Genomic DNA, 781 nt, shown 5'->3' on the forward strand with positions numbered 1-781 from the left:
TTGAGGTCGATGTTTCTGGCACAGAAACGGCCGTCATTGATGTACTGGTACATGGTCCGTACCGACATATCAATCTCTGGATGATTTGTCAGAATCTGATAGGGAGATTGGCCCTGATCGATCAGAGGAGATACAACCTGATCAATCGCATGCAGTTCCTGCCGCGTGCGATTAATTCCGGCCCTGGCGCTGGAAAGAAGTTCTGTATACTTCCGCTCTGCAAACCTCGCGTCATAACGGTATTTCTGGCTGATATGGCACTTGGATGGTGTGAGCTGCTTAGGACATCCATTGCAGACATAGGGTGCCCTATCGAGGCGCTGACAGCGTTCGCGCTTGAAGTCCGGGCAGTGCTTATTACAGGTTGAACATGAAGCACACTTTATTCCGCAAAGGATGATCTTGCCGCATGCGTTGGTCTTTCTGCAATGATAGCGATGCTCACAGAAATTCTTCATGTTAACGAAGAGACCATGGTCTTTCCACACGCTGAGTCTATGAGCCTTGACTTCTTTGGAGATGGTTGTTGGATCCTTACAGAGGTTCTTGGCAATGTCCTTGAAGGTTCTTCCTTCGTTGATTGCTTGTTCAATGTACAGTCTGTCATTGAGCGTCAGATGTTTTTGATTGCCTGGTATTAACTTGCTCATTGATTTCCTTCCACTGCTGTCAGAAGGACAGGGCAATCATAGTACTATTGTATGAAAGAGTAAACGCAACCTGTGCAAGACTAACGTCTACCTCTGGTATTAATGGTGGAATTTAAAATTTCATTTTTAGA

General features: G+C 45.8%; 1 protein-coding gene. It reads right to left on the reverse strand.

Annotated elements, in window-relative coordinates; genetic code table 11:
• Positions 1-650, reverse strand: a 650-nt coding sequence (locus ACTQ1N_RS12670; RefSeq protein ID WP_441957010.1) for a helix-turn-helix domain-containing protein, incomplete at its 3' end; no start/stop codon positions are given.
• Between the last annotated feature and the right edge of the window lie 131 nt (positions 651-781).

The sequence above is a fragment of the Porcincola sp. LCP21S3_C12 genome, assembly GCF_052118625.1.
GTDB lineage: Bacteria > Bacillota > Clostridia > Lachnospirales > Lachnospiraceae > Porcincola.